Annotated in this window: 25 protein-coding genes and 2 other annotated features; all 25 genes read right to left on the bottom strand. The window is 44.8% G+C overall.

Features of this window, described 5'->3' with window-relative positions:
* Positions 1 to 7: 7 nt before the first annotated feature.
* The gene (gene rpoB / locus J0K78_RS17315; RefSeq protein ID WP_206948243.1) at positions 8 to 3,535 is read right to left on the bottom strand and encodes a DNA-directed RNA polymerase subunit beta; all 3,528 of its coding nucleotides are present in this window, start codon (positions 3,533 to 3,535) and stop codon (positions 8 to 10) included.
* 311 nt (positions 3,536 to 3,846) lie between these two features.
* Positions 3,847 to 4,521 carry a class I SAM-dependent methyltransferase gene (locus J0K78_RS17310; RefSeq protein ID WP_370551173.1) on the bottom strand — a complete coding sequence of 225 codons (675 nt, stop codon included), beginning with the start codon at positions 4,519 to 4,521 and terminating at the stop codon, positions 3,847 to 3,849.
* Positions 4,522 to 4,604: 83 nt separating this feature from the next.
* Positions 4,605 to 4,970, bottom strand: coding sequence for a 50S ribosomal protein L7/L12 (rplL, locus tag J0K78_RS17305; protein WP_160917558.1), 366 nt, complete (start codon positions 4,968 to 4,970; stop codon positions 4,605 to 4,607).
* Positions 4,971 to 5,020: 50 nt separating this feature from the next.
* The gene (gene rplJ, locus J0K78_RS17300; RefSeq protein WP_160916763.1) at positions 5,021 to 5,521 is read right to left on the bottom strand and encodes a 50S ribosomal protein L10; all 501 of its coding nucleotides are present in this window, start codon (positions 5,519 to 5,521) and stop codon (positions 5,021 to 5,023) included.
* Between the two features lie 41 nt (positions 5,522 to 5,562).
* Positions 5,563 to 5,709, bottom strand: a sequence feature (ribosomal protein L10 leader region).
* 51 nt (positions 5,710 to 5,760) lie between these two features.
* A complete protein-coding gene (gene rplA, locus J0K78_RS17295) occupies positions 5,761 to 6,456 on the bottom strand; it encodes a 50S ribosomal protein L1 (RefSeq protein ID WP_206948242.1) in 696 nt (231 codons plus the stop codon).
* 117 nt (positions 6,457 to 6,573) lie between these two features.
* Entirely contained in the window at positions 6,574 to 6,999 is a 426-nt protein-coding gene (gene rplK, locus J0K78_RS17290; RefSeq protein ID WP_035511717.1) for a 50S ribosomal protein L11, read from the bottom strand.
* A gap of 152 nt (positions 7,000 to 7,151) precedes the next feature.
* A complete protein-coding gene (gene nusG / locus J0K78_RS17285) occupies positions 7,152 to 7,688 on the bottom strand; it encodes a transcription termination/antitermination protein NusG (protein WP_146818487.1) in 537 nt (178 codons plus the stop codon).
* Positions 7,689 to 7,817: 129 nt separating this feature from the next.
* Positions 7,818 to 7,994 carry a preprotein translocase subunit SecE gene (secE, locus tag J0K78_RS17280; RefSeq protein WP_160916728.1) on the bottom strand — a complete coding sequence of 59 codons (177 nt, stop codon included), beginning with the start codon at positions 7,992 to 7,994 and terminating at the stop codon, positions 7,818 to 7,820.
* A 40-nt stretch (positions 7,995 to 8,034) separates the two neighbouring features.
* The gene (gene rpmG, locus J0K78_RS17275; RefSeq protein WP_074736204.1) at positions 8,035 to 8,184 is read right to left on the bottom strand and encodes a 50S ribosomal protein L33; all 150 of its coding nucleotides are present in this window, start codon (positions 8,182 to 8,184) and stop codon (positions 8,035 to 8,037) included.
* A gap of 79 nt (positions 8,185 to 8,263) precedes the next feature.
* On the bottom strand, positions 8,264 to 8,920 hold the full coding sequence (gene sigH / locus J0K78_RS17270; RefSeq protein ID WP_206948241.1) for an RNA polymerase sporulation sigma factor SigH: 657 nt from the start codon (positions 8,918 to 8,920) through the stop codon (positions 8,264 to 8,266).
* Positions 8,921 to 9,001: 81 nt separating this feature from the next.
* Positions 9,002 to 9,511, bottom strand: coding sequence for an NYN domain-containing protein (locus J0K78_RS17265; RefSeq protein ID WP_115824702.1), 510 nt, complete (start codon positions 9,509 to 9,511; stop codon positions 9,002 to 9,004).
* A gap of 3 nt (positions 9,512 to 9,514) precedes the next feature.
* Entirely contained in the window at positions 9,515 to 10,258 is a 744-nt protein-coding gene (gene rlmB / locus J0K78_RS17260; RefSeq protein WP_206948240.1) for a 23S rRNA (guanosine(2251)-2'-O)-methyltransferase RlmB, read from the bottom strand.
* Positions 10,255 to 10,662, bottom strand: a complete 408-nt coding sequence (locus J0K78_RS17255) for a Mini-ribonuclease 3 (protein WP_206948239.1) — start codon at positions 10,660 to 10,662, stop codon at positions 10,255 to 10,257. The genes rlmB and J0K78_RS17255 overlap by 4 nt, the downstream gene beginning before the upstream one ends.
* A gap of 4 nt (positions 10,663 to 10,666) precedes the next feature.
* Positions 10,667 to 12,067, bottom strand: coding sequence for a cysteine--tRNA ligase (gene cysS, locus J0K78_RS17250; RefSeq protein ID WP_206948238.1), 1,401 nt, complete (start codon positions 12,065 to 12,067; stop codon positions 10,667 to 10,669).
* The gene (gene cysE / locus J0K78_RS17245) at positions 12,057 to 12,719 is read right to left on the bottom strand and encodes a serine O-acetyltransferase (protein ID WP_206948237.1); all 663 of its coding nucleotides are present in this window, start codon (positions 12,717 to 12,719) and stop codon (positions 12,057 to 12,059) included. The genes cysS and cysE overlap by 11 nt, the downstream gene beginning before the upstream one ends.
* A 72-nt stretch (positions 12,720 to 12,791) precedes the next feature.
* Positions 12,792 to 13,010 (bottom strand) — a binding site (T-box leader).
* Between the two features lie 44 nt (positions 13,011 to 13,054).
* Positions 13,055 to 14,524, bottom strand: coding sequence for a glutamate--tRNA ligase (gene gltX, locus J0K78_RS17240; protein ID WP_160916719.1), 1,470 nt, complete (start codon positions 14,522 to 14,524; stop codon positions 13,055 to 13,057).
* Positions 14,525 to 14,581: 57 nt separating this feature from the next.
* Positions 14,582 to 15,772 (bottom strand): bifunctional 2-C-methyl-D-erythritol 4-phosphate cytidylyltransferase/2-C-methyl-D-erythritol 2,4-cyclodiphosphate synthase, encoded by a 1,191-nt coding sequence (locus J0K78_RS17235; protein WP_206948236.1) that lies wholly within the window; start codon positions 15,770 to 15,772, stop codon positions 14,582 to 14,584.
* Positions 15,773 to 15,870: 98 nt separating this feature from the next.
* The gene (locus J0K78_RS17230; RefSeq protein ID WP_206948235.1) at positions 15,871 to 16,965 is read right to left on the bottom strand and encodes a PIN/TRAM domain-containing protein; all 1,095 of its coding nucleotides are present in this window, start codon (positions 16,963 to 16,965) and stop codon (positions 15,871 to 15,873) included.
* Positions 16,966 to 17,119: 154 nt separating this feature from the next.
* A complete protein-coding gene (gene disA, locus J0K78_RS17225; protein WP_206948234.1) occupies positions 17,120 to 18,193 on the bottom strand; it encodes a DNA integrity scanning diadenylate cyclase DisA in 1,074 nt (357 codons plus the stop codon).
* Positions 18,194 to 19,573: a DNA repair protein RadA gene (gene radA / locus J0K78_RS17220; protein ID WP_115895011.1), complete on the bottom strand. Its 1,380-nt coding sequence runs from the start codon at positions 19,571 to 19,573 to the stop codon at positions 18,194 to 18,196. It abuts the gene before it with no gap.
* Positions 19,574 to 19,832: 259 nt separating this feature from the next.
* Entirely contained in the window at positions 19,833 to 22,292 is a 2,460-nt protein-coding gene (clpC, locus tag J0K78_RS17215) for an ATP-dependent protease ATP-binding subunit ClpC (protein WP_206948233.1), read from the bottom strand.
* An 18-nt stretch (positions 22,293 to 22,310) separates the two neighbouring features.
* The gene (gene mcsB, locus J0K78_RS17210; RefSeq protein WP_160916707.1) at positions 22,311 to 23,381 is read right to left on the bottom strand and encodes a protein-arginine kinase McsB; all 1,071 of its coding nucleotides are present in this window, start codon (positions 23,379 to 23,381) and stop codon (positions 22,311 to 22,313) included.
* Complete coding sequence (mcsA, locus tag J0K78_RS17205; protein WP_160916705.1) at positions 23,381 to 23,929, bottom strand: protein-arginine kinase activator protein McsA; 549 nt, start codon at positions 23,927 to 23,929, stop codon at positions 23,381 to 23,383. The genes mcsB and mcsA overlap by 1 nt, the downstream gene beginning before the upstream one ends.
* A 20-nt stretch (positions 23,930 to 23,949) precedes the next feature.
* Entirely contained in the window at positions 23,950 to 24,414 is a 465-nt protein-coding gene (locus J0K78_RS17200) for a CtsR family transcriptional regulator (protein WP_160916703.1), read from the bottom strand.
* Positions 24,415 to 24,580: 166 nt separating this feature from the next.
* The gene (locus tag J0K78_RS17195; protein ID WP_206948232.1) at positions 24,581 to 25,273 is read right to left on the bottom strand and encodes an MgtC/SapB family protein; all 693 of its coding nucleotides are present in this window, start codon (positions 25,271 to 25,273) and stop codon (positions 24,581 to 24,583) included.
* Positions 25,274 to 25,360: the final 87 nt, after the last annotated feature.

Here is a 25,360-nt window from a genome sequence, read left to right as displayed (position 1 = left end):
TTCTATCTTAATCGTCTAAGTTCAAATTCTCGGATTCTTTGGTTTGCTCTTCTTCGATATCGCGCATTTCGATCTCTTGTTCGTCACCAGAAAGGATCTTCACATCCATACCTAAACTCTGAAGTTCTTTAATTAGGACCTTGAATGATTCAGGGACCCCTGGTTCAGGAACGTTATCACCTTTAACGATGGCCTCGTACGTTTTCACACGTCCGACGACATCATCTGATTTGACAGTCAAGATCTCTTGAAGAGTATAAGCCGCACCGTATGCTTCAAGTGCCCATACCTCCATCTCACCGAAACGCTGTCCACCGAATTGTGCTTTACCACCAAGCGGTTGTTGCGTGACCAATGAATACGGTCCAGTTGAACGGGCGTGCAGTTTATCGTCAACCATGTGCGCAAGTTTAATCATATACATAACACCAACGGATACACGGTTATCAAATGGATCACCTGTACGTCCGTCATAAAGAATTGTTTTCGCATCACGGGCCATACCTGCTTCTTGCAGTGTCTCCCAAACGTCTTCCTCACGCGCACCGTCAAATACCGGGGTGGCAATTCTCTCACCCATTAAGCGAGCAGCCATACCCATGTGAAGCTCCAGTACCTGACCGATGTTCATACGCGACGGAACACCTAGTGGGTTCAACATGATGTCTACCGGTGTACCATCCGGAAGGAAAGGCATGTCTTCTTCTGGAAGAATCTTAGAAATAACACCTTTGTTTCCGTGACGACCGGCCATTTTATCCCCTTCAGAAATCTTACGCTTCTGAACGATATAGACACGGATCAACTGGTTAACACCCGGTGGTAGTTCGTCACCATCTTCGCGGTTGAAGATCTTCACATCAAGGACAATTCCGCCTGCACCGTGTGGCACACGCAGGGAAGTGTCACGCACTTCACGAGCTTTTTCACCGAAAATCGCATGTAGAAGACGCTCCTCTGCCGATAGTTCTGTCACACCTTTTGGAGTAACTTTACCAACAAGCAGATCGCCATCGCTTACTTCAGCACCGACACGGATAATTCCGCGGTCGTCCAAGTCACGAAGAGCATCTTCCCCAACGTTCGGGATGTCACGAGTGATTTCTTCTGGTCCAAGCTTCGTATCACGAGCTTCAGACTCATATTCTTCAATGTGAATGGACGTGTACACATCATCTTTAACAAGGCGTTCACTCATGATGATCGCATCCTCATAGTTGTAACCGTCCCATGTCATGAAGGCAACAAGCGGGTTTTGACCCAGTGCCAGTTCACCCATGTCCATGGAAGGTCCGTCAGCCAGGATTTCGCCCTGTTTGACGCGATCTCCTTTAGAAACAATCGGGCGCTGGTTGTAACAGCTTCCCTGGTTGGATCGAATGAATTTCTGCAGACGATAACGGTCAAGATCTCCTTCGACCTCTTTGCCATCCACTTCAGAAATACGGCGGACACGAACTTCTTTCGCTTCTACGCGCTCTACAATTCCTTCGTGTCGGCAGATAACCGCAGCACCAGAGTCTTTACCAGACACATACTCCATACCTGTACCCACAAGCGGAGCATCAGGCTTAAGCAATGGCACCGCTTGACGCTGCATGTTCGCACCCATCAAGGAACGGTTGGAGTCATCGTTCTCAAGGAAAGGAATACATGCGGTCGCTGCAGATACAACCTGCTTCGGTGATACGTCCATGTAGTCGATACGGTCACGACTGACAACGGTGTTCTCACCACGGAAACGGGCGATTACTTCTTCATCTGTAAAGGCTCCATCATCTTCTAGCTTGGCGTTCGCCTGAGCGACAACGTAATTGTCTTCCTCATCAGCTGTCAGATAATCGATTTGCGCTGTAACTTTATTCGTATCTGGATCAACGCGGCGGTATGGTGTTTCGATGAAACCAAACTCATTTACTTTCGCATAAGAGGAAAGGGAGTTGATCAAACCGATGTTCGGACCTTCCGGCGTTTCGATCGGACACATACGACCATAGTGGGAGTAGTGTACGTCACGAACTTCAAATCCTGCACGTTCACGAGTCAGACCACCAGGTCCCAGTGCTGAAAGACGGCGCTTGTGCGTCAGTTCTGCCAACGGGTTCGTTTGGTCCATGAACTGAGACAATTGCGAGCTTCCGAAGAACTCTTTAATAGAAGCGATGACAGGACGAATGTTAATCAATTGTTGTGGTGTGATGGAGGACGTATCCTGAATGGACATACGCTCACGAACCACACGCTCCATACGGGAAAGACCAATACGGAATTGGTTCTGCAGCAATTCACCAACAGAACGCAGGCGGCGGTTTCCAAGGTGGTCGATGTCATCTGTTCCACCCACATCGTGCAACAAGTTGAAGAAATAGCTGATGGAAGACAGGATATCCGCAGGGGTAATGTTCTTCACGTCACGGTCAATGTTTGCATTACCGATGACATTGATGGAACGTTCACCTTCTGGGTCCGTCGGGTCAACAATTTTGACAGACTGAACCTGGATAGGATCTTCAAGGACACCGTCTACCGGGTCCAACGTTTCTTCACTCAATGTGCCCTCTTCGTCATCAAAGTGAGGGATCAGCTTATTCAATAGACGACGATCGATCTTGTCCCCTTTTTCAGCGATCACTTCGCCCGTTTCTTCATCTACCAGCGTTTCCGCCAGCGTCTGGTTGAACAAGCGATCTTTGATGTGAAGTTTTTTATTCATTTTATAACGACCTACACGCGCTAGGTCATAGCGTTTCGGGTCGAAGAAACGGGAAACAAGTAAGCTTTTCGCATTTTCTACTGTCGGCGGCTCGCCAGGGCGTAGACGCTCGTAGATTTCAAGCAATGCTTTCTCTGTGTTTTCCGTATTGTCTTTTTCCAACGTGTTCTTCAAGTATTCGTTATCACCAATAAGATCGATGATCTCCTGGTCTGTGCCGAATCCTAAAGCACGTAAAAGCACGGTGATCGGTAACTTACGAGTACGGTCGATACGGACGTGTACGACGTCTTTAGCATCGGTTTCGAACTCAAGCCACGCTCCGCGGTTCGGGATGACGGTAGCTGTGTAACCTCTCTTACCATTCTTATCAATCTTCTTGTTAAAGTACACGCTAGGAGAACGAACAAGCTGAGAAACGATAACACGCTCAGCACCATTGATTACAAAGGTACCTGTGTCTGTCATAAGTGGGAAGTCACCCATAAATACTTCTTGTTCTTTCACTTCTCCCGTCTCATTATTTAAGAGACGTACTTTCACACGAAGTGGTGCGTTATATGTTACATCGCGATCCTTTGACTCATCGACTGGATACTTTGGTTCGCCAAGACTGTAGTCCACAAACTCCAATGACAAATTACCTGTGAAATCTTCGATTGGGGAAATATCCTGGAACATTTCCTTCAAACCTTCTTCTAAGAACCAATCGTAAGAAGCGGTTTGAATTTCAATCAAGTTCGGCAATTCTAATACCTCACTGATGCGTGCGTAACTTCTGCGCTGGCGGTGTCGTCCATACTGAACTAGTTGACCTGTCAACTGATTCACCCCTCAAATCAAGCATTTTAATAACGAAAAAAGGGTCCGGCAAGACATGCCGAACAGGCTTGCGGTTGATCTTGCCACAAGCACTATTTAAACATCCGTTTCACAACGAATGGTGATTCTTCATTTCTCTCTAACGTTAGACAAAAAAGAAAAAGGCTTTTCATACGTAAAAACCTCATTTACTTTCAGTGTTCGATTTTACCATTCTGACCATCTATCAACTTTTTATACACATTTCTAAAAAAAGACTTGACAGAGTTCAGATATATTGGCATTTTTCAATACTAGCACAACTAATAGGGCTAGTCAAACTTTTTAGCTCTAAGGATGTAGTACCCTTTGTGCTTATCCACGACTTCTGCATTTCCGAACAAATCTTCAAGTTTTTGCTTCGCAGACGGCGCCCCTTGTTTCTTTTGAATCACGACCCACAGCTCTCCTTCATCAAGTAGAGCTTCCTTCGCTTCTTCAAACATTGTGTGGACCACTTGTTTCCCGGCCCGGATGGGCGGGTTTGTAAGGATAGCGGCAAACTTCTGATCTACTATACCTTGTAAACGGTCACTTTCTTGAATCGTAATGTTCACTACTTCATTATCTGCGGCATTTTTTTCGGCCAGCCCCAACGCTCTCTCATTTACATCGACCATAAATACATGACGGTCTTCGTGAGCTTTAGCTAGGGACAAACCGATCGGGCCGTAGCCACAACCAAGGTCAAGAATGTCACCTTGAACACCTGGTTCCTGGAAGGTATCAATTAAAAAACGCGATCCGAAATCCACTTCTTTTTTGGAAAAGACAGCATTATCCGTCGTGAATGTGAAGACATGACCGAGCAACTCAAAGTTCCATGTCTTTTCTTCACTGCTCGTCGTTGTTTTCTTTGAATAATAATGCTCCGACATAACCCGAACACCTTCTTTTTCATCTATTGAAATGGCAAGGTTTATTCCTGATTCTAGCAAGTCTAGCAAATCATGAGCACTCTTGCTAAATATGCCTGTTAAGAAAAAGAAAGCCCGCCGATAAATCAGCGAGCTTTACTTTAAACATTCTCTTACTTAACTTCGACAGAAGCGCCTGCTTCTTCAAGCTTAGACTTGATTTCTTCAGCTTCTTCTTTAGAAACAGCTTCTTTGATTGTTGCCGGAGCACCATCAACCATTTCTTTCGCGTCTTTAAGACCAGCACCAGTGATTTCACGTACTGCTTTAACTACTTTGATCTTAGAAGATCCAGCAGATTCTAGTACTACATCAAATTCAGTTTGCTCTTCAGCAGCTTCGCCACCTGCAGCAGGCGCGCCAGCAGCAACTGGAGCTGCAGCAGATACACCAAATTCTTCTTCAATTGCTTTAACTAGATCGTTAAGCTCAAGAACAGACATTTCCTTAATCGCTTCGATAATTTGTTCGTTAGACATGAGAAATTTCCTCCTTAGTTTTTGTTGTTATAGTTTAAACGAACGCTAACTTACGCGCTTTCTTCTTCTTTTTGATCCGCGATCGCTTGCGTAGCGTAAGCGAAGTTGCGGATAGGTGCTTGTAGTACGCTTAGGAACATAGATACAAGACCTTCGTAGTTTGGAAGGTTTGCAAGTTCTTTGATTTGCTCAAGAGTTGCAACTTGACCTTCAACTACCCCACCTTTGATCTCAAGGCTATCATGATCTTTAGCGAAGTTGTTCAATACTTTAGCCGCAGCTACAGCATCGTCTTCATGGAAAGCGACAGCTGTCGGTCCTTGAAGGACTTCGTTAAGTTCAGATAGTTCGACTTCGTCAGCAGCACGACGGACCATTGTGTTTTTATACACTTTGAAATCTACGCCTGCTTCACGAAGCTGGGTACGAAGTTCAGTAACTTCTGCTACATCAAGTCCGCGGTAGTCTACAACGACTGCAGATTTACTGTTGCGGAACTTGTCAGCCAAGTCAGATACAATCTGTTTCTTCTGTTCGATAACACTGCTCATTGTTCCACCTCCTATTGACTTTTCATCATACCGTTCGAAGGTTTTACTCATAAAAAACACCTCCACATAGACATGGAGGTGTTTCATAGAGCAGGGCAGATCGCGCTGCTCTATTTATATCACACACCTCGGCAGGACATTAAGTGGAAACCCACACCTGCTGTCTACGGTATAACGTATTTATTTATACAACGCTACCTAGTATATCTCATAGATAACGGAAAGTCAACACTTTTTTATTACTTCGTGTAACCAGAAACGTCTACTTTAATTCCAGGTCCCATCGTAGATGAAACAGCAGCGTTACGCATATAAGTTCCCTTAGATGCTTGTGGCTTCGCTTTAACAAGTGTTTCAGTGATTGCTGCGAAGTTTTCAGCCAGCTTGTTCTCATCGAAAGATGCTTTACCGATTGGAACATGGATGTTCGCTGCTTTATCAACACGGTATTCTACTTTACCTGCTTTGATTTCGTTAACAGCTTTTTCTACTTCGAATGTCACTGTACCTGTTTTAGGGTTTGGCATAAGACCTTTTGGTCCTAGTACTCGACCTAGTTTACCAACTTCAGCCATCATATCAGGAGTTGCTACTACAACATCAAACTCGAACCAACCTTGGTTGATCTTGTTGATTAGGTCTTGTTCACCTACGTAGTCAGCACCTGCTGCTTCTGCTTCTTTCGCTTTATCACCTTTAGCGAAAACAAGCACACGCTGAGATTTACCTGTACCGTGTGGAAGCACCATTGCGCCACGGATCTGTTGGTCCGCTTTCTTAGGATCTACACCCAGACGGAATGCCGCTTCGACAGTTTCGTCAAAGTTCGCTTTTGAAGTTTCTTTTACAAGCTTGATGGCTTCTTGCACATCGTAAGCTTTTGTACGGTCAACAAGCTTCGCTAGCTCTTGTTGCTTTTTCGATTTCTTAGCCATTATTAATTTCCTCCTCGTTGTGGTTTTAACGGATTTTCCTCCCACGAATAAAGGTTGCGAAAGAGTCACAAGCTCCATTTCCGCAACCTTTTCCTATCTCCATGTAACGCTGTGGGATTAATCTTCGATCGTGATTCCCATGCTGCGCGCTGTACCTTCAACCATGCGCATTGCAGCTTCAACGTCAGCAGCGTTCAAATCAGGCATTTTCGTTTCTGCAATTTCGCGTACTTGGTCGCGTTTAACAGAAGCTACTTTGTTACGGTTCGGTTCACCGGAACCTGATTCAACTCCTGCCGCTTTCTTAAGAAGAACAGCAGCTGGTGGAGTTTTCGTAACGAATGTAAAGGAACGGTCCTCATAAACCGTAATTTCTACTGGAATGATCGTACCTGCTTGTTCCTGTGTACGAGCGTTAAATTCCTTACAGAATCCCATGATGTTAATACCTGCTTGACCTAGTGCTGGTCCAACTGGCGGTGCTGGGTTCGCTTTACCTGCAGGAATCTGAAGCTTTACAACATTAATAACTTTTTTAGCCACGAGACACACCTCCTTAAAGTCCGTGATGTGGTAATAGGGTTCAACCCCTCCCACTCATTGCGATATCTACGCAATCGCCCTCTTTTGGGGCGCATATAGAACATAAAAATTCTAGCATCTTTATTTCCAATATGCAAGGGGAGAGTTGAATTTTATAATTTTTCGATTTGGGTAAAGTCTAACTCTACCGGAGTTTCACGCCCGAACATATTGACGTGGACTTTCACTTTCTGCTTGTCCGTATCAATATATTCAATGGATCCTGTGAAGTTTGCGAAAGGTCCGTCTGTCACTTTAACACTTTCCTTCACCTCGAAGTCAACCTCCGCTTTTGGCTGTTCGTTCATGCCCATGCGCTTAAGAACTGTTTCTACTTCTTCAGGCAGGAGAGGGATCGGCTTAGAACCGGAACCGGTGGATCCTACGAAACCAGTAACACCTGGCGTATTACGTACCACGTACCAGGAGTCGTCTGTCATGACCATTTCAGCCAAAACATAACCAGGAAATACTTTTTTCTTTGCCACTTTCCTCTTGCCATTTTTAATTTCTGCTTCTTCGTCCTCGGGAACAAGAACACGGAAGATCTTGTCTTCCATTCCCATTGATTCCACACGCTTTTCCAGGTTTGTTTTCACCTTGTTCTCATAACCTGAATAGGTGTGGACTACATACCATCTTTTTTCCATATTCGCAGGACAAGTGCTTGCCCTTCCCTCCCTTATACTAGAGTTGATGAATATTACTCCAACATGAAAAAACCCGCGGGACGGGTTTTTTGTAAGTCTATCTCCTATTATAGCATAAAAACCACTCTACTATTCTTGAGCGATGAGTTCAATCACCTGGGAAATCCCAAGATCTACAATAGCGAAGAATACAGCTACGAAAGTGACAGTCAAAATAACCGTAACCGTGTACTTCCACAGTTCCTGACCTTTAGGCCAACTAACCTTCTTCATCTCTCGTGCTACATTCTTGAAGAACTTAAACATGCTGTAATACCCCCAAACTTGCGCCAACTGGCTTCCTTCTCTATTTCGTCTCGCGGTGTAAAGTATGCGTTCCGCACTTTTTACAAAACTTGCGGACTTCAAGACGTTCGGATTGGTTGGATCGATTTATATATGAACTATAATTCCGACTTAAACATTCTGTACAAGCTAATATGACTTTTTTTCTCATTATCCGTCACCTCAATCTAGAGAGGTTTACACATACTCACTAAATGTAGCACTCTTACCGATTACTGTCAATGCAGCTTTCATAGAGTGATTTCATTGACTTCCAAGTATTTTTCAAGCTTTCTCTTCACACGCTGTAAAGCGTTATCAATAGATTTCACGTGTCGATCAAGCTCAACCGAAATCTCCTGGTAGGAACGTCCATCCAAGTAGAGGGTCAGCACTTTTTTCTCTAAATCACTTAATAACTCTGACATTTTCTCTTCCATGTCTGAAAACTTCTCTTTATTAACAATCAATTCTTGTGGGTCGATAGCCTTCGAACCAGCGATGACATCCAGTAATGTCCGGTCTGATTCCTCATCATAAATAGGCTTGTCCAAAGAAACGTAGGAATTCAATGGGATATGCTTCTGTCTTGTGGCGGTTTTAATTGCGGTGATAATTTGACGGGTGACACATAATTCTGCAAAGGCTTTGAAGGATGACTGCTTGCCCTCTCTGTAATCGCGGATGGCTTTGTAAAGACCGATCATCCCTTCCTGGACGATATCCTCCCGGTCTGCGCCAATAAGAAAGTATGTCCGAGCTTTCGCGCGCACAAAATTCTTGTACTTATTAATCAAGTAATCTAGCGCCTGGACCTGTCCTTGATTAATCCGTTCAACGACTTCTTCGTCATCAAGCTTGCTAAGATCCAAATCGTTGGTGCTTTTCTCCGTTTGTAAGATGCTCACACAGGATCCCTCCGACCGTGCTACCTCAATATAGCAATATTATACAGTACGATTCTGAAAAGCGTCAACAAGTTGTCAGAATTATTTATCTCCTCGGCGCCATTTCTCAAAAAGTTCCCTTACCTCTTTATTGATTGGTATTTTAGATTGGTAAGGGTACTGGTTCTGGCTTTCGACATCTTTCTCTATTTGGTTTTCAATATTTTTCACTTCGATATACAGCTCTCTTGCTGATTTTCTGAAAGCTCCCTGCCCGAAAATGGTTCGTTGTTCTGCATAGTCTGACGTCGCGACATAGACTTGAGTACGAACATCATTCAACTCTCCAGCGAGTTTTTCAATCCGTTCATCAGCGGTTTCGTTTTCTTTTGTAAAGATAACTTCAACTTTGTAATTTTTTTGTTTTTTTTCAACTCCCCGGACATGGTAAGCATCAAAAACGATCATGATCCGGTCCCCGGTGTAGGATTGATACTCCGCCATCATCTCTATAAGGAGATCCCGGGCCTGGCCGAGATCTTTTTCCTTTAGATTTTTTAATTCCGGCCAAGCGCCAATCATATTGTATCCATCGACAATTAAGACGTTCATGCCTTATTCCCCTAAAGGATGACGCTTTCTATAGACTTCGTACATCAAAAGGGAAGCCGCTACAGATGCGTTCAAAGAAGTTACTTCTCCAGCCATAGGCAGACTGACCGTCCAATCACACTTATCTTTCGTTAATCGGCTCATGCCGCGGCCTTCACTTCCTATGACGAGGGCAATCGGCATGTTCCCATCAAGCTGGCGGTAATCTTCCGTCCCAACAGCGTCTGTTCCGACCACCCAGACAAACCTTTCCTTCAACTCATTAATCGTCCGGGCAAGGTTCGTTACACGAGCAACCGGAATATATTCGATCGCACCTGTCGACGTTTTCGCAACGGTTGCCGTTAAAGAAACAGAACGTCTCTTCGGTATGATTACACCATGTGCTCCTGCCGCATCTGCCGTCCGCAGTATGGAACCGAGGTTATGAGGGTCTTCAATCTCATCACAAATAATGAAAAAAGGAGGCTCGTCCCTTTCTTCTGCTTTCGCAAATAAATCTTCCAAATCACTGTATTCATACGCAGCCACCGAAGCAATGACCCCCTGGTGATTTCCATCAACAAGCTGGTCAATTTTCTTCTTTGGCACTTTTTGAACAATGAGCCCTTGTTCCTTGGCCAGCTGTTCAAGCTTTTTGTAAGCCTGGTGCTGCAACTGATCCGATACCATCACTTTATTGATTGGTCTGCCTGACCGGATGGCTTCCTGGACCGAATTCTTTCCGATGATCCATTCTCCGCTCATGATTCTTCACTCCTTTCTTCAACTATTTGAATAGCGTTTTGTATCAACGTTTCTAGCCTCTCTATCTGTCCGGATAAATACAAAAACCCTAACACCGCCTCGAATGCGGTCGAATAGCGATAAGTCTGTACATTGGTGCTTTTAGGGACGGATCCCGATTTTGCGTTCCGCCCCCTCCTGAGCACACCTTCCTCTTCTTCCGTGAGCCTTCCTTCTTGCTGCCATACATTAACCACATTCGCCTGCGACACAGCCGAAACAAACTGGATGGCTGCCTGGTGAAGGTGCTGAGGCTTCACCTCTCCTTTTTCAAGCAGGTGCTGCCTCACATAAAGCTCATAAACAGAGTCGCCCATATAGGCGAGAGCAAGACTCTTCATCTGTTTCGCATTTGCGATCGCCATCGTCCTACCCCCGCTTCCATCTCGTGCCCTGGGATGTATCTTCAAGGATGATGTTGCGATCTTTCAACTCATCACGAATTTCGTCGGCACGCGCGAAGTCACGATTCTTTCTGGCTTGCTTCCGCTCTTCAATTAGAGCATCCACTTCCTCATCAAGCAATTCTTCCTGAGCCTGCAGTTGAATACCGAGAACCCCTGTCAATTCTTCGAACAACTCTTCAAAAGCCGTCAAGACTTTTTCGTGAGTCTGCTCCTCCTGTAAATATAAGTTTGCAGTTTTGGTTAAATCAAACAGGACGGAAATCGCGTTCGCCGTGTTGAAGTCATCATCCATTTCTTTAATGAATTGCTCTTTATAACCAGCCACTTTATCCAGCCACTCACTTTGATCTTCCTTCAAGCTCATCGTAGAATTTTTTCGGTGCTGGATGTTTTCATACGCATTCTTGATACGATCAAAGCTGCTTTTCGCCCCTTTCAACAACTCATCACTGAAGTTGATGGGATGACGGTATTGGACACTCAGCATGAAAAAGCGGATCACTTGAGGGTCATGCTTTTTCACAAGATCGTGGGCAAGGATGAAGTTCCCTAAGGACTTCGACATTTTTTCATTGTCAATATTAATATACCCGTTATGCATCCAGTAGCGAGCAAAAGATTCCCCGTTATGAGCTTCTGATTGCGCAATCTCATTTTCATGGTGGGGGAATGTTAAATCCTGCCCGCCCGCATGGATATCAATCGTATCTCCAAGGTATTTCTTCGCCATCGCTGAGCACTCGATATGCCACCCCGGCCGGCCGCTTCCCCAAGGACTCTCCCAGGTGATTTCGCCTTCCTTCGCATCTTTCCAAAGTGTGAAGTCTAGCGGATCTTCCTTTTTGTCCCCGACTTCAATGCGGGACCCGGATCTTAACTCATCAATGGACTGGTGGGAAAGCTTTCCGTATTGATCGAAAGAGCGCGTACGGAAATACACGTCCCCTCCTGCTTCATAAGCAAACCCTTTGTCGATCAACCCCTGGATAAAGCTGATAATCTCATCCATGTTTTCCGTCACACGCGGATGATCCACGGCTTCTTTCACGCCAAGTGCCCCAACGTCTTCTTTGTATGCCGTAATGAAACGATTGGCGATATCTGTGACTCCTTCGCCCATTTCATTCGATGCTTTAATTAATTTGTCATCGACATCTGTAAAGTTGAGTACATAATGGACATCATATCCTCTGTATTCAAAATACCTTCTCACTGTATCGAATACGATCGCCGGCCTTGCATTCCCTATGTGAATGTAGTTATAAACAGTAGGACCGCAAACGTACATTTTCACTTTTCCTTCTTCCAGCGGCTGGAACGGTTCTTTTTTTCTTGTCAGTGTGTTGTATATGTTAATCGCCATGTTGGTTCACTCCTTTGGTTTCCTTCAATTGTTTGCGCAGTTCCGCCATTTCCTTTTCGATTTCGTTCAATCGGTCGTACACAGGGTCTGGGAGTTTGTGATGGTCAAGGTCCTTCTTTTGGACTTTCTTGCCATCCTGGATGACGACATGACCAGGGATACCGACAACCGTCGAGTTGTTCGGAACATCATGGAGCACTACCGAACCAGCTCCTACCTTAGAGTTTTCCCCAATCGTAATCGATCCCAGCACTTTCGCTCCCGTAGCGACTAATGAGTTATCAAGGAGTGTCGGGTGCCTTTTCCCTTTTTCTTTCCCTGTTCCTCCAAGCGTCACTCCCTGAAAAATCGTCACATTATCACCAATCTCACACGTTTCCCCAATAACGACACCCATGCCATGGTCAATGAAGAAACGCCTCCCGATCTTCGCTCCAGGGTGTATTTCAATGCCCGTCAGGAAGCGGCTCCATTGAGAGATCAGCCGGGCGAGGAAGAAAAACTTCCGCTTGTGACAAGCATGGGCCACCCGGTGCCCCCATATCGCATGCAGTCCTGAATATGTCAGAATCACTTCAATATAAGAACGAGCAGCAGGATCTTGATCGAACACCACATCAACATCTTCTTTAAACATTTTGAACAGCCCCATACTTGCTCCCCTCCTTGTGCTGAAACAGAAGCGTTCCCCACATAAATAAAAAACGCGCCTTTGTGCCAATGGCACAGAGACGCGTCGAACGTGGTTCCACTCTGTTTGGGATCGGCTTTTACACCTTTCCCCGCTTCATCCTTGATAACGGAAGGTACCCGCTTCGGCATACTTCGTTCAGCCGAAGACTCCGAGGTGCATTTCAAAGGCTTCTCTACGAACCACTTCCAGCCGTGGTGATTCTCTCTGTAGAAGAGAGGGCCTCTTACTTCTCCTCATCAACGTTTCGTATAGGTATCTCTACTATATGATATTCTTTCCCACTTGTGAACGAATTAAGCTTGCAACTTGCTTAATACATCATTGAGACGAACCGTGACCGTTTCGAGTCCAAGCAAATGAATCGCATTCGGAAGTTCAGGGCCGTGGGTTTGACCGGTCGTTGCTACACGGACAGGCATAAACAACTTCTTCCCTTTATGCCCTGTCTCTTTCTGAACAGCTTTGATTTGCTTTTTAATGTTTTCTGGTGTGAATTCTTCAAGCTCATGAAGGTTCTTCTTGAACGTTTCCAATACTTCCGGTACTTGTTCCCCTTCAAGGACTTCCATAGCAGCCTCATCATACTGAATTTCCTGATTAAAGAACAATTCGGTCAGTTCGACGATTTCCGCTCCATAGCTCAATTGTTCCTGGTAAAGACTGATAAGCTCACGAGCCCACTTTCGATCTTCCTCACTCATATCTTCAGACAAGCGTCCAGCTTCAATTAAATGAGGCAGAGCAAGCTCAACAACGCGGTCCAAATCAGAAGCTTTAATGTACTGATTGTTCATCCACTTCAGCTTCGCCGGGTCAAAGACCGCTGGTGAAGTGGATAGTCGATCTGCATCAAAGATCTCCACAAGCTGATCCTGCGTGAATATTTCTTCTTCCCCGACTGGCGACCACCCTAGTAGAGTGATGAAGTTGAAGAGAGCTTCCGGAAGGTATCCTAGATTCTTATATTGTTCAATAAACTGAAGAATGTGCTGGTCACGCTTACTCAGTTTCTTACGCTCTTCATTGAGGATCAATGTCATATGACCGAACTTTGGAGCTTCCCAGTCGAACGCTTCATACACCATCATTTGCTTAGGTGTATTGGAAATATGCTCTTCCCCGCGAAGGACGTGTGTGATTTTCATTAAGTAATCATCAATCGCAACAGCAAAATTATACGTTGGAGTTCCGTTCTGCTTAACGATGACCCAATCCCCAAAATCGCTGGATTCAAAAGTAATGTCCCCACGGACGATATCGTTGAACGTATACGTATGGTTTTCAGGGACGCGGATACGAATACTAGGCTTACGGCCTTCCGCTTCAAATGCTGCGATTTGCTCTTCTGTAAGGTCGCGGTGCGCACCAGAGTATTTCGGCGCTTCGCCACGTGCCATTTGCGCTTCACGTTCTGCTTCAAGCTCTTCTGATGTCATATAGCATTTGTAAGCAAGACCGCGTTCCATTAGTTCATCGACATATTTCTTGTAAATATCCAGACGTTCCATCTGACGGTAGGGACCATATTCGCCCCCTTTTTCAGAACTCTCGTCCCATTCAATACCCAACCATTTCAAGTAGTCGAGCTGGCTCTTTTCTCCGCCCTCGACGTTACGCTTTTCATCCGTATCCTCAATACGAATGACGACCTTTCCACCTGCGTTTTTGGCATAAAGGTAGTTGAATAGAGCTGTCCTCGCATTACCAATGTGAAGGTGCCCTGTCGGACTTGGTGCATAACGCACCCTTACTTCGTTAGACATAATTGTTCTCCTTTCATGTTCCGGTCTATATCCTTGACTTATTTTATCACTTTTTGTTTAGGTATGCTGATTATTTTGCAAAAGGACGACCGCTTGTGCGGCAATTCCTTCCTTCCGTCCCGTAAAGCCGAGTTTTTCTGTAGTTGTTGCTTTCACGTTAATCCGTCCAGGTTCCACCCTAAGGAGAGAGGCGATGCTCTCACGGATTTGTTCAATGTAGGGCGCCATTTTAGGGGCCTGGGCGATTACCGTACAATCCATGTTCCCCAGTTCATACCCACGCTCTGTCACGATATCCCACACGTGCTGAAGCAGTTTCCCTGAGTCTGCATCTTTGAATGCAGGGTCCGTGTCTGGGAAATGTTTGCCGATATCCCCTTCACCAATCGCTCCAAGACACGCATCCGCAATCGTATGAAGCAGGACATCTGCGTCTGAATGACCGAGCAGCCCCTTTTCATACGGGATTTCAATTCCTCCGATGATACAAGGACGTCCTTCCGTCAATTGGTGTACATCAAATCCTTGGCCGACACGAAACATAGGGCCATCCTCCACCTTTCCATTTCTCTGATTATTCAAGTAAGCTTGGGCTTTATGTAAGTCTTCCGGAGTCGTAAGCTTGATATTGTCATAGCTTCCCTTCACGATGGCCACTTCTTTATCCAACCTCTCTACGAGAGAAGCGTCATCTGTGCCGTAGTATCTGCTTTTCCTCGCTCGTTCATGCGCTTCATAAATCAAATCATAAGAGAAGGCTTGAGGAGTCTGGGCCGCCCATAACGTACTTCTATCCAATGTGTCCAACCCATGATCTGACTTCTGCTTAATCGTATCCGTCACCGGTACAGCAAGAAGAGCAGCCTCTTTTTCGTATGTCATCACCGACAGTTCGTGTAAGAGCTCCTGAGGGACAAACGGACGCGCCCCGTCATGAATAAACACAGGAATCCCTCTGTTTCGAACCGCCTGCAACCCTGCAAATACACTATCCTGCCGTTCTGCTCCTCCGTTTACGAGGTGGACCGGCTGACGGAGCGGATATTCTTGTAGAAGCTCTTCCATCTGGGATCGTTCGCGTTCGTTAGTCACTAAGATCAACTCTTCACACCAATCATCCTCATCAAAGACGGAAAGGGTATGACAGATTAAGGGTTGGTCACCGATTCTCAAAAACTGTTTGTTGCGGCCGGCGAGCATCCGCTTACCCTGCCCTGCCGCGAGTATAATGGCTGTATATTTTTTCATGTGTATCCATCCTACGTTTGTTTAGACGTTCATAAAATAACAAAAGCGATAACACGCATGTTATCACTTTTGTCATTCTCTATTTGTTTATACCGTTTTTACAAGGCTTTTTCAAGTGATTTCGGCTTTGCAAAAATCATACGACCGGCTGATGTCTGCAACACGCTGGTCACTACCACTTCAATTGTCTTCCCGATAAAGTCTTTCCCTTCTTCGACAACGATCATTGTGCCGTCATCCAAGTAGGCGACCCCTTGATTCTGCTCTTTCCCATCTTTGATGACTTGAATCGTCATCTCTTCCCCTGGAAGAACGACCGGTTTCACAGCATTCGCAAGATCATTAATGTTCAAGACTTGAACATTTTGAAACTCACAAACTTTATTCAAGTTGAAATCATTCGTTACGACAATCCCGTCCATCACTTTCGCAAGCTTCACAAGCTTACTGTCTACTTCCTGAATGTCTTCGAAATCCCCTTCGTAAATCTCAACATTCACAGGAAGATCTTTTTGAAGACGGTTCAGGACATCCAATCCACGACGTCCACGATTTCTTTTCAGACCATCGGATGAATCAGCGATGTGCTGCAATTCTTCCAATACGAATTGTGGAATCACAATTGTTCCTTCCAAAAAATGTGTATCGCAAATATCTGCAATACGGCCATCGATGATGACACTTGTATCCAAGATTTTTCGTTTCGGAATCAAAGCAGGATCCAAGGTAGAATCCTCCTGAAGTTCTCCTTCTGGCTTCTTCTCTTTCCTTGAAACCAAATTCAGGAATTCATCCTTCCGTTTAAAACCGACCTGAAACCCAAAGTAACCTAATAAGAATGTTAAAAAGATCGGTACAACCTGATTAACTACTTGAATTTGGATATCTTGCACAGGGATATTGATCAAGTAGGCGATAATCAGCCCGACAATCAAACCGAGACTTCCAAACAGCAAATCTGCTACTGGGGCCCGGACGAGAGTGTCCTCAATCCACCTTAAAAAATCCACAATATAATCCACAATCCAAAAAGTAAATAAAAATAATATAAGTGCTCCTAGTACGGCCCCTAAGACAGATTGAATCCAATTCTGCCAGGTCAGTCCCATGGTTGTGAACAGCTCTGGAAAATAGAGGTAACCGATGGTTCCGCCGGTTATGACAATAAACAACTGTACGATACGTTTAAGCACTTGTATTCACCTCCTCAAACACAGTATGACCAAACCTAACAACCATTAACCATATAAAAAAGGAATGATGGTTTTTAACTTAGCACAACTTCCAAATTAAGTCAATGAGCAAACAAATAATCATACCATATTGTTCACAAATAAGTCAATATTCTTATATATGCCGGTCTACGAACAACTGTTCTTGTATGCGGTCAAGACCATCTCTAATTTTCATCGCACGGATCTCTCCTACACCATCGACTTCAACAAGTTCTTTAGGAGAAGCCTGGATCAGCTCTTCCAACGTACCAAACCTTTCTACCAAGTGTTCAATAATGAGAACTGGAAGTCTTGGGATCCGGCTTAAAATCCGGTACCCTCTTGGCACGATAGGGTCCGACAATTTCGTATTCGGTGAATACCCCATAAGTTTCAATACCTGCTCATCCGAGAGAAGTTCCGTATTGGTGATTTCCTGCATTTTTCTCAGAATATAATAAGGTTCATAATCCGGCCGCTTACTATAATCCCGTAAAAGTAAGGTTGCTTCATCTTCAATATTCGAAACTAATTCCGTCAATTGCAGCTGAATCAAACGTCCTTCCGTACCGAGCTCATTCACATAGTTCAAAATCTCGGTCTTCGTTCGGAGCACCATTTCAATACGGTGGACGACCTGAACGACTTCAGAAAAGGAAACCATGTTTTCAAACTCCATGGCACCAAGATTCGTCACACTTTGATCCAGCACATTTTTATACTTTTCCAACGTCTGAATCGCCTGGTTGGCCTTCGTCAAAATCACACCAATATCCTTGAGCGAGTAACGGAGAGAGCCTTTATACAACGTAATTACGTTCCGACGTTGAGATATAGCTATGACAAGAGCACCTGTTTGTTTAGCCACCCGCTCTGCCGTCCGGTGCCTCATCCCTGTTTCCGTGGACAGGATATCCGGGTCCGGCATCAATTGTGCATTGGCATACAGAATGCGCGTTCCTTCATCATTTAAAATTAACGCCCCATCCATTTTCGCCAATTCGTAAAGGTGGGCGGGCGTGAAATCAGACTGGATATGGAACCCGCCATCCACGAGATCCCGCATATGATCGCCGTAGCCGAGCACAATCAATCCACCTGTTTTTGCACGCAGGACGTTATCAATACCATCTCTCAGTGGTGTGCCGGGGGCCACCAGCTGAAGAATTTCTCCGATTCCATTTTCGTTGATTTCATGCCATTCCATTTATGAATCCCCCAGTGTTACCTTCATCGCCTCCTGAACGGTACTGACACCGATCACTTCGATTTGAGAGGGAGGCGTCCAGCCATCCATGTTCTTCTTGGGAATGATGACCCTTTTAAAGCCTAATTTCGCCGCTTCCTGGACCCTTTGTTCAATTCTTGCAACTCTTCGTATCTCACCCGTCAAGCCAACTTCCCCAACCACCACATCATCTCCATTCGGAGACTGATTCCGGAAGCTTGAGGCAATGCTGATCGCAACGGCTAAGTCAATCGCCGGCTCATCCAATTTCACGCCACCAGCGACTTTTACGTAAGCATCCTGGTTCTGAAGAAGGAGCCCTGCTCTCTTTTCCAAAACCGCCATTAAAAGCGGTACACGGCTGTTATCAAGACCGGTAGCCATCCGTCTCGGATTTCCGTATGCCGTAGGTGAAATCAAGGCCTGTATTTCTACAAGTACCGGTCTTGTCCCTTCCATGGAAGCCACCACGATCGAACCCGCAGCCCCTTGCGAACGTTCTTCCAGGAAAATTTCTGAAGGGTTCAGAACCTCTTCCAGGCCTTTCTCCTTCATTTCAAAGATTCCCATTTCATGAGTACTTCCAAAACGGTTCTTCACACTTCTTAGAATTCTGAATGTGTGATGCTGCTCCCCTTCAAAATAAAGGACGGCATCCACCATATGTTCAAGTAGACGTGGACCGGCAATGGAACCTTCTTTAGTAACATGCCCCACGATGAAAATAGGGATACCTTTGCTTTTAGCGATTCTCATCAAGTGACTTGTACATTCACGAACTTGGGAAACGCTCCCTGGAGCAGAGGTAACATCTTCTTTGAAAATGGTCTGGATCGAATCTATGACCACAAATTTTGGTTCGATGTTTTCAATTTGGTTGATGACATCCTGTAAGTTTGTTTCCGGTAAAACATAGAGTTCATCAGATGTAATATCCAACCGTTCCGCCCGAAGCTTCGTTTGTCGCGATGACTCCTCCCCGGATATGTAGAGGACAGGAAAGTCTTTTTTCGCAATCTGTGCAGAGACTTGAAGCAAAAGAGTGGATTTACCGATTCCCGGATCCCCGCCTATCAAAACTAGAGACCCCGCCACGATCCCTCCACCTAACACCCGGTTGAACTCAGGCATATCTGTCGGCATACGCGGTTCTTTTTGCGACTTTATTTGTGTGATTTTTTCAGGTTTCGTTGTTGCGGAAGTGGAGCTTGTCTGAAACACATGTCTGGAATTCGCCGGAGCAGCTGTCATTTCTTCAACCAGCGTATTCCATTGATTACACCCAGGGCATTTTCCCATCCATTTAGGTGTCTCATACCCACATTCCTGGCAAACAAACTTCGTTTTCCTTTTTGCCAAGATCATCTCGCCCCTTATTCTTATTATTCTATACGTAAAAGATTGTGAATCAGTTTCACGATCTTATCAATTGTATTAAATCATTCTAGTAAAATCATAGCGGAAGAAGAAAAAAATCGGAAGGCAAACCCTTCCGATTTTTCTTAGGCTCTGTTCACTATATGATGAATTTCTATGATTTAGAAGAAGGGGGCAGCCCTTCCTCCTCGTCATTTCCACCATCTGTGTGATCCGAGTCTTCCTGCTTCTATACAACTATTTACTTTGTAGACTCTTGCTGGGTATGAACCACAAAGTTCTTATCATCATCAAGCTCAATTTTCACGCTTTGCCCTTTGGCGATGTTTTCTTTCAAGAGTTCTTCGGAAAGCAGGTCCTCAACATTCTTTTGTATAGAACGGCGCAATGGACGTGCTCCGTATTCCGGATCGAACCCTGATTCTGCAATATGCTGAATAGCGGCATCCGATAAGACGAAGTCAATCTCTTGTTCTTTCAAACGTTTACGCAGTTCTTCGACCATCAATGTCACAATATCTTTCATGTGTTTTCTCTCCAGGGAGTGGAAAACAATCGTTTCATCGATACGGTTCAAGAACTCAGGACGGAACGCTTTCTTCAAAGCATCTGTCACTTTAGATTTCATATCTTTATAATCCTGATCGGTATCACCCATGGAGAAGCCAACATATTTGTTCTGCTTCAATTCTTGAGCACCAACGTTGGATGTCATGATCAGCACCGTGTTACGGAAATCGACGACGCGTCCTTTGGAATCGGTCAGACGACCATCCTCAAGAACCTGAAGCAAAATGTTGAATACTTCCGGATGCGCTTTTTCAATTTCGTCAAGCAGGACCACAGAGTAAGGCTTATTGCGTACTTTCTCTGTTAATTGTCCGCCTTCATCATAGCCGACATAACCTGGAGGTGAACCGACCAGGCGGGACGTACTGTGTTTTTCCATATACTCGGACATGTCGATTCGAATCATCGCATCTTCTTCTCCGAACATGCTCTCCGCTAAAGCACGAGCGAGTTCCGTTTTACCGACACCCGTTGGTCCAAGGAAAATGAATGAACCGATTGGACGTTTCGGATCTTTAAGTCCGGCACGGGCACGTCGAATCGCTTTGGAAATCGCTTTGACTGCCTCTTCCTGACCAATGACGCGGTTGTGAAGTGTATCTTCAAGATGCAGAAGGCGTTCGCTCTCATCTTTCGTCATCTTGGATACAGGCACTCCCGTCCATGTAGATACGACAGAAGCAATGTCCTCTACTGTAACTTCGGAATCTTCCTGCCCTTGTTTTTCTTTCCACTCATCTTTCGTTTGTTCCAACTCATCTCTCAAGCGCTGTTCACTGTCTCTTAAAGAGGCAGCTTTCTCAAATTCCTGACTCTGTACAGCGGCATCCTTCTCTTTCCGCACTTCTTCAAGCTTCTGTTCTAACTCTTTCAAGTTCGGTGGAGCTGTGTAGGAGCGCAAACGAACTTTGGAAGCAGCCTCATCAATCAAGTCAATCGCTTTATCCGGCAAGAAGCGGTCTGTGATGTAACGATCAGAGAAACGTACCGCGGACTCAATTGAGTCATCCGTAATCGTTACACGGTGGTGCGCTTCATAACGGTCGCGAAGACCTTGGAGAATTTGGATGGATTCATCGAGGTTCGGTTCATCCACTTGAATAGGCTGGAACCTACGCTCAAGAGCAGCATCCTTCTCAATGTATTTGCGGTACTCATCGAGTGTCGTAGCACCAATACATTGCAATTCACCACGGGCAAGAGACGGCTTAAGGATATTGGATGCATCAATAGCACCTTCTGCCCCACCAGCACCGATTAACGTGTGCAGCTCGTCGATGAACAGGATGATGTTCCCTGCCTGACGAATCTCTTCCATCACTTTTTTCAGGCGGTCTTCAAATTCACCACGATACTTGGTCCCGGCAACGACGGTACCCATATCAAGTGTCATCACTCGCTTATCGCGAAGAATCTCCGGAACTTCATTGTTCATAATCTGTTGTGCCAGGCCTTCAGCGATGGCTGTTTTACCAACACCAGGCTCACCGACAAGAACCGGGTTATTCTTCGTACGACGGCTCAATACTTGAATGACACGCTCAATTTCTTTACTTCGCCCGATGACAGGGTCAATGTTACCCTCTTTCGCAATCGCTGTAAGGTCACGAGCCAGTGAATCAAGCGTCGGGGTATTAGCATTCGCTGCCTGAGCACCTGATCCACCACCACGACGGTTTTGACCACCTGTGGACTCATTATTCCCAAGCAATTGTAATACCTGCTGACGGGCCTTGTTCAAGCTTACACCCAGGTTATTCAGGACACGGGCGGCCACGCCTTCTCCTTCACGGATCAATCCAAGAAGGATATGTTCTGTTCCTACGTATGAGTGTCCCAGTTTACGAGCTTCATCCATAGAAAGCTCAATGACTTTTTTCGCACGAGGCGTATAATGAATCGTTTGGGACACTTTCTCTCCCTTACCGATTAATTTCTCTACTTCCTGCTGGATTTTTGAAGACTCAAGTCCTAATGCAGTCAGAGCTTTGGCAGCTATGCCTTCTCCTTCACTGACTAAGCCTAAAAGGATATGCTCCGTACCAATGTTATTATGACCTAAACGAACAGCTTCTTCCTGTGCCAGCGCCAATACTTTTTGTGCTCTTTCTGTAAATCGCCCAAACATCATGGACATTCCCTCCTAACATTATTCTTCATTTTCTAATTGAAGTCGTTCGCGAATTAATGATGCTCTTCTTACATCCCTTTCATCAGGGGATAAAGGAGTTTTCGCGTATTGTTGCAAGAACCCGGGCTGTGTAAGAACCATCAATTCATTTAAAATCGTTCGCGGAATATGATCGATGAATCCTAGATCGATGCCAAGTCTCAAGTCAGAAAGGCATTTTGCCGCCTCCTTAGATTCTATGATTCGACTATTGGTCAATACACCATAGGAGCGAAAGATACGGTCCTCCAATTGAATACTCGAGCGGGCCATCAATGCTTCTCTTGCTTTTCTCTCTTGTTCAATCAGCTGTTTGACGACACTGTGAAGGTCTTCAACAATATCCTCTTCTGATTTACCAAGGGTAATCTGATTGGATATCTGATAAATATTCCCAAGCGCCTCGCTGCCCTCCCCGTAGATCCCCCTCACCACAAGACCCAGTTGGTTAATGGCAGGCGTCATACGGTTTATTTGGTTCGTCATGGATAAGGCAGGCAAATGCATCATGACAGAAGCTCTCATTCCCGTACCCACATTAGTCGGACAGGCGGTTAAATAACCCCGTTTCTCATCAAAAGCATAATCCACTTTTTCTTCGAGCCAATCATCCAGTTGACTGGCTTGTTCCAGTGCCTGATCCAACTGAAAGCCGGGGAAATATAACTGTATGCGAATATGATCCTCTTCATTAATCATGATTGATACTTGTTCATTTTGTGAAATGAGAGACGCCGACTTATCCGCTTTTTCAGCTAAATGTGGACTGATCAAATGTTTTTCTACCAATACTCTCTTTTCGATCGGCTGTAAATCTTTCATCTGGACCAGCTCAAAATCTTTATAATCTCTGAAAGACTTCTTTTGGAACTCTTGTTGGAAGAATTCCAACACTTTATTCAATGTCTCCTCTGAAGCAATGATAGGAAAAGGATGTTGTGAGAAATTACGAGCAAGTCGTATACGGCTGCTGAGTACAATATCACTGTCCGGACCCTCTTGCTTCATCCACGGACTAATGGCTTCATTCATGAATTGCTGTAAAGACATTACTCATCACCATCCTCCCTATGATGCAGTTGACTTTCTAAAGATCTGATCTTATCTCTAACTTTCGCTGCCTCTTCGAATTCTTCCTGCTCAATTAATTGTCGAAGATTAGTTTTATATTCTTCCATCTCTTTTTTAAGGTGTAAGTTTCCACCTTCCCTTTTCGGGATCTTTCCATCATGTCTTGTGTTCCCGCTGTGAACACGGCGCAGAATGGGATTCAGTCGTTCATCGAACGTTTTATAGCATTCTGCACAGCCAAACTTCCCTATCCTTGCAAACTCCTCGTAGCTCAGCCCGCAATTGGGACATTTCAGCATTGGTTTTTGAGTATATGAGTGAGCGCTCTGCCCTTTTAAAGGAGAAGGTCCCTCGGAATGGAACAGACCTGAAAGGAGATCATTCAAGGTGAAGTTCTCTTCCCCATAATTCATGTACCCATTTTCCTTCGCACATTTTTCACATACATGGACTTCTGATTTTTGACCATTAATCACCTGCGTCAAATGGACGGTAGCAGGACGCTGGTGACATTTCTGACACTCCATCTGAATCTCTCCCTTCTCACTCAACATTTATATTTAAGGGTGAATAGCATCGCTGTCATGATTCGCGCACGAACTTCATCGCGAAGAGGTAAAGAAAATGCAAGAACGTCACGATCGATAACACTTGCCATCAGTTTGCTTTCCCGTTCAGTGATGATCTCATAATCTACCAGCCTTTCAAGAACATCAATGGCTTTCGTTTGGGATACATGGGGGTTGATGAGCTCCATCACCTCTTCAATCATTTCTGATCCTTTTCGGTACTGGATTCGGCTGATACGGATATACCCGCCGCCTCCCCTTTTACTTTCCACTATATACCCTTTTTCCACAGTAAAACGTGTCTTAATCACATAATTGATCTGTGAAGGTACACAATCAAATTTCTCGGCAAGTTCACTACGCTTGATTTCAATCGCCTGGTGTCGATTTTCATCTAAGATCTCCTTGAGATATTCTTCAATAACATCAGAGATATTCCGCATGCTCCCTCCCCCTCTTTTGACTTTGACTATCTTTGACTTTAATTTTATTATACTCATTTTTGATTGTCATGCAACTTGTTTGTTTAGAAGAATTACATCTTCTATGTTTCCCCTTTTCATCATGAAATAAAACAAAAAAACTGCACAGAATCAACTGTGCAGCTCTTTAGTACCGATGTCCACATTCTTCTACACCATCCATCAAAGACAGACGCTCTAAAAGAAGGGATCGATCATACATTTGCCCTTTATTCAATTCAACAACGACCTTTTTTTGACTTTGATCCAATGCAACAATATCTATTTTCCGGACATCCAGCTTCATTTGTTCAAATACTGTCAATACTTTATTAACCGGTGCATCCTTACCAATGGTCACTTGAAAAATATTTTTTCGATTCCCATTGAACTTTTCTTTTTCAACCTTATTTAGAAAAACTAAACTCAAAAGCACAAAAATTGTTGTGACCGTCGCCACATCATACATCCCTGCGCCGACAACGAGGCCAATACCAGCCACCGTCCATATGGACGCTGCAGTAGTTAACCCTCTAATAGTCATCCCATTGACGATAATGGTGCCCGCCCCTAAAAATCCAATTCCGCTAATGACGTAGGAGGGGATACGAGCTGGATCGAAACGGACATGTTCATATTGATCAATAAACGTTTCAAATCCATACAATGAAAGAAGCATCATCATACAAGCCCCTACTCCGACAAGAATATGGGTGCGGAAGCCCGCCGAATGATTTTTGACTTCCCTCTCGAAGCCAATCAATCCTGAAAGAAGGAGTGCAAAAAATAACCGGAAAACAAATAAAAGAATGTCATCATGAAAGAAATATGACCAGTTCAAGCGATCCCTCCTTTCTTTTATGTCTATGTTTAATGAAGTTGATATAGAAAAAAACCAGAAGAATGATCTTCTGGTTTTTCAAGTGAT

It is taken from the genome of Halobacillus sp. GSS1 (genome assembly GCF_017307035.1).
Taxonomy (GTDB): Bacteria; Bacillota; Bacilli; order Bacillales; family Halobacillaceae; genus Halobacillus; species Halobacillus litoralis.
The sequence above is the reverse complement of the archived record's forward strand: the minus strand, read 5'-3'. Positions and strand labels throughout refer to the sequence as shown.

Bases quoted from the DNA above. Each gene is read 5' to 3' on its own strand.
- gltX (WP_160916719.1), bottom strand. From the start codon at position 14,524: ATGTCTAACGAAGTAAGGGTGCGTTATGCACCAAGTCCGACAGGGCAC.
- mcsB (WP_160916707.1), bottom strand. From the start codon at position 23,381: ATGTCTTTACAGCAATTCATGAATGAAGCCATTAGTCCGTGGATGAAG.
- clpC (WP_206948233.1), bottom strand. From the start codon at position 22,292: ATGATGTTTGGGCGATTTACAGAAAGAGCACAAAAAGTATTGGCGCTG.
- rlmB (WP_206948240.1), bottom strand. From the start codon at position 10,258: ATGAGCGGAGAATGGATCATCGGAAAGAATTCGGTCCAGGAAGCCATC.
- rplA (WP_206948242.1), bottom strand. From the start codon at position 6,456: ATGGCTAAGAAATCGAAAAAGCAACAAGAGCTAGCGAAGCTTGTTGAC.
- J0K78_RS17200 (WP_160916703.1), bottom strand. From the start codon at position 24,414: ATGCGGAATATCTCTGATGTTATTGAAGAATATCTCAAGGAGATCTTA.
- J0K78_RS17265 (WP_115824702.1), bottom strand. From the start codon at position 9,511: ATGAACGTCTTAATTGTCGATGGATACAATATGATTGGCGCTTGGCCG.
- J0K78_RS17235 (WP_206948236.1), bottom strand. From the start codon at position 15,772: ATGAAAAAATATACAGCCATTATACTCGCGGCAGGGCAGGGTAAGCGG.
- rplJ (WP_160916763.1), bottom strand. From the start codon at position 5,521: ATGAGCAGTGTTATCGAACAGAAGAAACAGATTGTATCTGACTTGGCT.
- nusG (WP_146818487.1), bottom strand. From the start codon at position 7,688: ATGGAAAAAAGATGGTATGTAGTCCACACCTATTCAGGTTATGAGAAC.
- mcsA (WP_160916705.1), bottom strand. From the start codon at position 23,929: ATGGAGTGTCAGAAATGTCACCAGCGTCCTGCTACCGTCCATTTGACG.
- rplL (WP_160917558.1), bottom strand. From the start codon at position 4,970: ATGTCTAACGAACAAATTATCGAAGCGATTAAGGAAATGTCTGTTCTT.
- cysE (WP_206948237.1), bottom strand. From the start codon at position 12,719: ATGGGGCTGTTCAAAATGTTTAAAGAAGATGTTGATGTGGTGTTCGAT.
- disA (WP_206948234.1), bottom strand. From the start codon at position 18,193: ATGGAATGGCATGAAATCAACGAAAATGGAATCGGAGAAATTCTTCAG.
- secE (WP_160916728.1), bottom strand. From the start codon at position 7,994: ATGTTTAAGTTCTTCAAGAATGTAGCACGAGAGATGAAGAAGGTTAGT.
- J0K78_RS17255 (WP_206948239.1), bottom strand. From the start codon at position 10,662: ATGGCGATCGCAAATGCGAAACAGATGAAGAGTCTTGCTCTCGCCTAT.
- cysS (WP_206948238.1), bottom strand. From the start codon at position 12,067: ATGGCGATTAACATATACAACACACTGACAAGAAAAAAAGAACCGTTC.
- rpmG (WP_074736204.1), bottom strand. From the start codon at position 8,184: ATGAGAAAAAAAGTCATATTAGCTTGTACAGAATGTTTAAGTCGGAAT.